Origin of the sequence: Bacillus massilinigeriensis, assembly GCF_900117315.1 — a bacterium.
GTDB classification, from domain to species: domain Bacteria; phylum Bacillota; class Bacilli; order Bacillales; family Cytobacillaceae; genus Bacillus_BE; species Bacillus_BE massilionigeriensis.
Genome location: NZ_LT630348.1, coordinates 1 through 4,342, shown reverse-complemented (window position 1 = coordinate 4,342; position 4,342 = coordinate 1). Strand labels below are relative to the sequence as shown.

5 protein-coding genes are annotated in these 4,342 nt (G+C 35.6%); all 5 read right to left on the bottom strand.

What is annotated here, in order from left to right; translation table 11 throughout:
• Positions 1-332 precede the first annotated feature (332 nt).
• Positions 333-1,040, bottom strand: a complete 708-nt coding sequence (locus BQ6100_RS20800; protein WP_026907427.1) for a Crp/Fnr family transcriptional regulator — start codon at positions 1,038-1,040, stop codon at positions 333-335.
• Positions 1,041-1,104: 64 nt separating this feature from the next.
• Positions 1,105-1,338 (bottom strand): heavy-metal-associated domain-containing protein, encoded by a 234-nt coding sequence (locus tag BQ6100_RS20795; RefSeq protein ID WP_026907428.1) that lies wholly within the window; start codon positions 1,336-1,338, stop codon positions 1,105-1,107.
• A 65-nt stretch (positions 1,339-1,403) separates the two neighbouring features.
• A complete protein-coding gene (locus BQ6100_RS20790) occupies positions 1,404-1,703 on the bottom strand; it encodes a hypothetical protein (RefSeq protein ID WP_026907429.1) in 300 nt (99 codons plus the stop codon).
• 33 nt (positions 1,704-1,736) lie between these two features.
• Positions 1,737-1,970: a heavy-metal-associated domain-containing protein gene (locus BQ6100_RS20785; protein ID WP_026907430.1), complete on the bottom strand. Its 234-nt coding sequence runs from the start codon at positions 1,968-1,970 to the stop codon at positions 1,737-1,739.
• A gap of 192 nt (positions 1,971-2,162) precedes the next feature.
• Positions 2,163-4,016 (bottom strand): heavy metal translocating P-type ATPase, encoded by a 1,854-nt coding sequence (locus BQ6100_RS20780; protein WP_026907431.1) that lies wholly within the window; start codon positions 4,014-4,016, stop codon positions 2,163-2,165.
• Between the last annotated feature and the right edge of the window lie 326 nt (positions 4,017-4,342).

The window sequence follows — 4,342 nt, the reverse complement described above, 5'->3', positions numbered from 1 at the left end:
GCACCCGTTACTTTAAGTACACTAATTCACAATCCAAATTATAATTTTAACATAAATTGCCAATTACTTAGTTATTTATCAGAGGAATTAGCTTAGTTATTAGGGGGTGTTTTGCTAATGAATTATGCAGTTGACACAAGTTTATGTCATCTTGGTAAAATAAGTGCCAAATAAGTAGCCATTTCTCTTTCTTTTTGTAGATAAACATTGTTAAATCAACAAAAATTAGCAATCCATTTTATATGCTAATTGGATTGCTAAAAGGTTTGTTATTTTATGTTTTGTACTATTAAACTTAACACGTTAATGATGGCACGCTACTCTGCTTATATTTATTCAGTATGAAGTAACAATTGATCTAAATCCATTATTTTAATTTTCTTTTTCGGTAACTGTTTAATCAATCCAAGTTCTTCTAGAGTAGTAAATTTACGGCTGATTGTTTCTGGTGTGGTACCAAGATACGAGGCTAAATCCTTTTTGGACATTGGTAAGATAATCGTTGGACTATTGCCACTTCCCTTTTCAATATTCTCAGCTAAAAAGGATATAATGCGGGTTTCTACATTTTCAATCGCTACTTGTGTGGTTTGTTTTTCAGAATCCTTTAAACGCATCGTTACTTCTGACAGTATTTTTAATGAGATCTGCGGATATTCCACCAAATACTTCTGTAAATCACCTCGTTTAATTAAACAAATAGATGTATTTTGTAGTGCTTCCGCATAATTCTCATGAATCCTTCCAGGTTGGAAAATGGCGACTTCACCTGTAAAATCACCAGGATTTAAAATGCGAACAAGTTGTTCTTTTCCAGAATCCGATAAGCGGTAAATCCGAGCCTTACCTGAATTGATAATATATAAGGTATCATCTTCCTCATCTGCACGGAATAACATTTCCCCTTTTTTAAGATGAAGTGTCTTGGCAGATTCCGCAATCAAATCCATTTGTGAGTCTTCCAAATGGTTGAAAATGGGAACAATACGAATACATTCTGCATGTCCATGTTGGTGATGACAACATTGGTTTTGTTCCAAAATAACCTCTCCCTTTTATAAAAAGCCTAAGAGGGCATCCTAGGCTTTCTTTCTATTCACTCGATTAAGCAGGTTTTACCTTTGATTTGACAACAGGATATCCTAAGTCTTCAATTGCCTTTTCGATATCGTTAATAGCGACTGCTTCTGAATCAAAATCTACTTTTACTTTACTTGCATTGAACATTACTTTCAAGCTATCTTGATTCACACCGTTTATTCCTTTCACCGCATTTTCAATCTTTTGGAGACAAGATGGGCAAGATAAGGTTTCTAATTGAATCGTTGCTTTTTGCATAAATCATTTCCCCCTTCATTTTTTAACGACCGTAAACCAATCTATTCTTTTGTTTTTGAGTTACTTTAAGCCTGATATGCTTTATCTACTTCTGATAACATCTCGAATGTGCCTGCATACGTTTCACATACATCTCCAGGAATGGTGTAGTTGTCTGTGATTTTTCGTAATTGAGCAAATTCAGCATCTAAGTCAGGTTTGTTCGTACCTGCGTCTTTTACTTTTCCACTAATTGTTTCAAACAATTCACGTACTTCAAAGGCTTCTGGGTGATTCTTACCATGGGCCCGTGTAATTGCAGTGGTGTATAAATCCAGCTTTTCAAAATGGTTTGTTATTACTTCGTTAAATGTTTGTTCAGACATTATTCGTTCCCTCTTTCTTGTGGTTTTTTGGTCTTAGGCCGATTTTACTTTTGATTTGACGACTGGATATCCTAAGTCTTCAATGGCTTTTTCGATATCGTTAATGGTGATCGTTTCTGAATCAAAATCTACTTTTACTTTACTGGCATTAAATAATACTTTTAAGCTATCTTGATTAACCCCGTTTAATCCTTTCACCGCATTTTCAATCTTTTGCATACAAGATGGACAAGATAATGTTTCTAATTGAATAACTGCTTTTTGCATGAATTATTTCTCCTTTCATCTTATCTTTGATTTTTTTGTTTTCCCTCTTCTTCTTTACAATTTAAGTATAGTTCAGGTTCAACGAAATGAAATTGATGCAAATCAAGTTTTAAGAAAAAGTAGGGGAGTATTTTGTTCTTCCTACCTGAATACTTCCCCTTTATCATTCATCAAGACTGCTTTCTATTAAAATTATTCTCTCAAACGGTATCGAAGCAATCTCATACCATTCAAGATGACTACTAAGATACTTGCTTCGTGAACCAACATCCCGATTGACATATTCATCCATTCACTAAATAGTAGGCTGGCAAGTAAGACTAATACCACACCAACTGCAATGGTAATGTTCTGTTTCATGTTTCTTGAAGTTGATTTTGTTAAGCCTAATGCGTGTGGTAAACGACTAAAGTCAGAATTCATTAAAACAACATCTGATGTTTCAATTGCAACATCTGTTCCACTTCCCATGGCGATTCCGATATCTGCTAAGGCTAGTGAAGGACTATCATTCACTCCGTCACCGACAAAGGCAATGATCCCGCCTTCTGCTTGCATTTTTTCGATATAAGCAGATTTTCCTTCCGGTAGCATATGACCATGTGCTTCTGTTAACCCAAGTTCTCGAGCAACTAAATCTACGGTTCCTTGGTTGTCCCCAGAAAGAACGACAAGGTTTTTGACCCCTAGTTTTTTCAGTTTTTGAAGATCTTTTTTAACACCTGGACGGATTTGATCCCGAATACCCATCAGAACGTTTAATTCTCCGTCGACCGCAGTTAACACAAGAGAATTCCCATTTTTCTCAAAGCGTTCGACGTCTTTTTTAGCTTTTTCGCTTAATTTCACATTTTCCTTTTCCATTAAAGCTACGTTACCAACGGCTACACGATGAACACCTATTTTTGCTACAATTCCGCCACCTTTAACGACTTCGGTTTCTTCAACAGTAGAGAAAGTTGTCTCGCCAATATCCTGTAGAACAGCTTTCGCTAGTGGGTGGTCCGATTCACGCTCCACACTTGCTAAATATCCTAGAACCTCTTCAGTATTTTTTCCGTAAAATTCTTTTTCGGCAACTTCAGGGTTTCCTACTGTCAATGTTCCTGTTTTATCAAAAACGATAGTATCTACTCTGCTAAAGTCATTGATAACTTCACTACCTTTTAGGAGGACACCATTACGTGCACCGTTTCCGATACCGGCAACGTTGGATACAGGAACCCCGATAACTAATGCACCTGGACATCCTAAAACAAGAATCGTTATAGCTAGTTCAATATCTTTTGAGAAAAACCAAACAATAAAACCAAGGACTAACACAGCTGGTGTATAGTATTTTGAGAATCGGTCAATGAAACGTTCTGCTTCTGATTTTGAATCCTGTGCCTCTTCCACTAATTCGATAATTCTACCAAATGTTGTATCTTCTCCAACACGATCAGCTCGAATTTGGATCGTTCCATTTTCTAAGATAGATCCTGCAAATACTTCAGAATCAACCTTTTTACTTACAGGTAGAGATTCTCCAGTAATACTTGCTTCATTAATGTGACCTTCACCAGTTAACACTGTTCCATCTACCGGAACTTTTGCACCCGTTTTAACTAATAAAATATCACCTTCGTCTACATCATCGACATCTACTTCTTCAAATTCTCCGTTTTCCATTTGCTTTAAAGCGCTTTCTGGTGCCAGCTCTGTTAATTCTTTAATGGCAGAACGTGTTTTGTTCAAGGTACGTTGCTCCAAGTAAGAACCAAATAAGAATAAGAAAGTAACGATGGCTGATTCCTCATAATTTTGAATCAATACTGCCCCAATAACTGCAATGGTAACTAAAACATCAATACTGACAACTTTTACTTTTAATGCCTGATAGGCTTGGATTGCAATCGGCGCCACACCAAGAATGGATGCAATGATGAGCGACCAATTGAAAATGGCCATGTTGTCTAAGGAAAATCGTCCGAAGAATGCAAATGCAATCAAAATTGCACTGATCAGTGTAATAGAATTCTTTTTACTTAATATATATCTTTGCATGTTGATTCCCTCCAATTTCATTTTCATTTGTATTCCTTGTTGATGACTCTAGTATAGGATGTTTCTATGAAATAAAAATTGATTCGAATCAAGTTCTATTGTAAAAGTGAAAAATTATAAAGAACAGCAAAACAAAACCAACTGTTTTACGGAATAACTCTTATATATTATCGAACACCGACATACAATCACAAAAATTCATTATATTGTTCATTCTTTATTCAGCAGGCTTTAGAAAAGCATTATAAACAGCAAACTAAAACGCTCAGAAAATATTCTGAGCATTATTATCTTAATATTTAATTTTTCTTCCTCAACTAAACTGC

Bases quoted from the DNA above. Each gene is read 5' to 3' on its own strand.
- BQ6100_RS20780 (WP_026907431.1), bottom strand. From the start codon at position 4,016: ATGCAAAGATATATATTAAGTAAAAAGAATTCTATTACACTGATCAGT.
- BQ6100_RS20795 (WP_026907428.1), bottom strand. From the start codon at position 1,338: ATGCAAAAAGCAACGATTCAATTAGAAACCTTATCTTGCCCATCTTGT.
- BQ6100_RS20790 (WP_026907429.1), bottom strand. From the start codon at position 1,703: ATGTCTGAACAAACATTTAACGAAGTAATAACAAACCATTTTGAAAAG.
- BQ6100_RS20785 (WP_026907430.1), bottom strand. From the start codon at position 1,970: ATGCAAAAAGCAGTTATTCAATTAGAAACATTATCTTGTCCATCTTGT.